This window comes from Microcoleus sp. FACHB-1515 (assembly GCF_014696105.1).
Lineage (GTDB): Bacteria > Cyanobacteriota > Cyanobacteriia > Elainellales > Elainellaceae > JAAUTJ01.
In genome coordinates, this window is record NZ_JACJPO010000081.1 from 1 (window position 1) to 2,096 (window position 2,096).

3 protein-coding genes and 1 pseudogene are annotated in these 2,096 nt (G+C 49.7%); all 4 read left to right on the forward strand.

What is annotated here, in order from left to right:
* Positions 1 to 90, forward strand: a pseudogene (locus H6F67_RS26470) (IS1 family transposase); the annotation flags it as partial.
* Between the two features lie 84 nt (positions 91 to 174).
* On the forward strand, positions 175 to 939 hold the full coding sequence (locus H6F67_RS26475; RefSeq protein ID WP_206753946.1) for a type I-B CRISPR-associated protein Cas7/Cst2/DevR: 765 nt from the start codon (positions 175 to 177) through the stop codon (positions 937 to 939).
* Positions 936 to 1,646, forward strand: coding sequence for a type I-MYXAN CRISPR-associated protein Cas5/Cmx5/DevS (gene cas5 / locus H6F67_RS26480; protein ID WP_190769659.1), 711 nt, complete (start codon positions 936 to 938; stop codon positions 1,644 to 1,646). The genes H6F67_RS26475 and cas5 overlap by 4 nt, the downstream gene beginning before the upstream one ends.
* A gap of 43 nt (positions 1,647 to 1,689) precedes the next feature.
* The gene (locus H6F67_RS26485) at positions 1,690 to 2,037 is read left to right on the forward strand and encodes a hypothetical protein (RefSeq protein WP_190769660.1); all 348 of its coding nucleotides are present in this window, start codon (positions 1,690 to 1,692) and stop codon (positions 2,035 to 2,037) included.
* The last annotated feature ends 59 nt before the right edge of the window (positions 2,038 to 2,096 follow it).

The following is a 2,096-nucleotide window of genomic DNA, read 5'->3' on the forward strand; positions in this document are numbered from 1 at the left end:
AAGACACTCTCGTTCTCAAAGAAGCTTGCTAACCATATTGGAGCAATTTGGTACTTCATCCACCACTACAATGCGAGTTTACAACCCTGAATCATTACTTCTACATCTCTACCCACCGTTCTACAAAAAATCGCTAAGGGTAACAAGGAATACACCGTTATCAGTCCTGAATCGATGCGAAGTGCTCTACGGGAAATGCTGATTAAAGCAGGTGTTCCCTACAACCGCACTCGGTTGAACAACTACCTTGATGACGAAGGAAAACCTCAGCTTGCTGTTGAATTCAAAGAATTTCCTAATGCAGAGAAGTATGCCGATGACTTTTTCTTTGGCTTTATGGTTGCTGATAAAGCTGCGGTCAAAAAGCACAAAGTATCTAAGCGAGATAGCGTTCTGCGGATGAATTTGGCAGTTGCCCTCACTCCATACCGTTTCGATGCAACGTTCCATCAATCGCCTTTGAATGCGGGTGCAAGCCCTTGGAAAAACTCGTCTACTTCTGCATTGCTTCACCGGGAAGTGGCTCACACGGCTTATCAATATCCCTTCGCTTTAGCATATTCAGACTGCAAGGCAAAACCTGATTGGACGAAGGCACTGCTACAGGCGATCGCTCAACTCTCTGATGTCGCGGGTGGACATGCTCGGAGCTATTACGAAATGTCTCCTAAAAGCATCGTCGCCCGTCTCACGCCGAATCTGGTTGCAGGCTATGACACCTATGGGTTTAACGAAAACGGTGAATTTCGAGAACTGGGACGGATCAAAGCCAGTGATTTGCCAGGGGATGAATTTTGGGTTGGCGGCGAAATCGTTCGCAATATGCAGCCTGAGCAACGAGAGTATCTGGAGAACGAAGGCGTGCATCTCTACGAAAATCCGCAAAAGCTGCTAACCGATTTGGCAGACGCTTTTCTGACCTCGGAGGCAGCGAAGTGAATGATTTGTGGCTACGCATTCGTGCCCCGTTTGCTGCATTTCGCGGATTTCAAGCAGGAGTCTATCGATCTACCAGTCCAGTGATGCCTCCTTCAACCGCCTTCGGCCTACTTCTGAATCTGGCAGGCATTGAGATGCGCGATCGCACTAACCGTCAGACAACGCTGATTCGCTCCGACCTGCCCTGTTTGAAGCTGGCGATCGGCACAGTTCCAAACGCTGAGAGCGAAGTTTGTACGCTTTATCAGCAGCTTCACAGCTATCCGGTGGGTGCATCTGGTAAGGAATTGGCGGCTCGAACGCATGGCGCGAAGTACTGGATTACTCCAGTTCGGCGAGAACTGCTGGTTGGATTGGATATGGTGCTCGGTGTTCAAGCAGACGAGATGCTCATTGAGCAGATCAAGAAAGGGCTTCGAGGTGAATTAGACCAGAACCGCTATGGCTTGCCATTTGCGGGAGACAATAACTTTCTGTTTGACCGGATTGACATTTTGGATGAGCCTCTACCTGTGTTCTGGTACGGTCGAATGCAAGCGGACGATCGGCCTAGACGTGGTTCTTATCGTCTGACAGTAGGGATCGATCGCGCTGACAACAGTAGAACATTGAGCTTCTTGTACGCGCCGCTTGAAGAATCAATGGTGGAGCCACCCTTGGAAGCTTGGACATGGGTGCCAAAGCACCCAACTTCAGATGCTCCTTAGCATTGAACCAACTAAACTAGAGCTACTCGCTCAGGCAAAAGCCATGCGTTCCTTACAAACTCAGCCGCTCACCGATACTTGGATCGCCGCATCCTGGGATGAATATCTCCAACTGATCGAGAACCCTGCCTATGACAAGGCAAAAGGGTATTATTACCGGGGACACCTGAGGATCGAAATGCTTCCGGTTGGACTCGATCACGCTACCGATCACAGCATCATTGCCTTTGCCATCAACCTGTTTTGTGTCATCAAGGGCATTCGTCTGATGATGCCAGACAATTGCAGCTACCGCAAAGCAGGCGTGCAAGAGTGCCAACCCGATCTCTCGTGCTATGTGTGTCAGACGACAATGCAGATGACGGGCAACGCCAATGCCTTGGCGGGTTGAGCATTAGTCCATCAAATCACCCATCGTTGCGCCAAAGCTTGAAGTTCAAGCCGCAATAA

Coding starts and splice junctions, on each gene's coding strand:
- H6F67_RS26485 (WP_190769660.1), top strand. CDS start 1,690: ATGCGTTCCTTACAAACTCAGCCGCTCACCGATACTTGGATCGCCGCA.
- H6F67_RS26475 (WP_206753946.1), top strand. CDS start 175: ATGCGAAGTGCTCTACGGGAAATGCTGATTAAAGCAGGTGTTCCCTAC.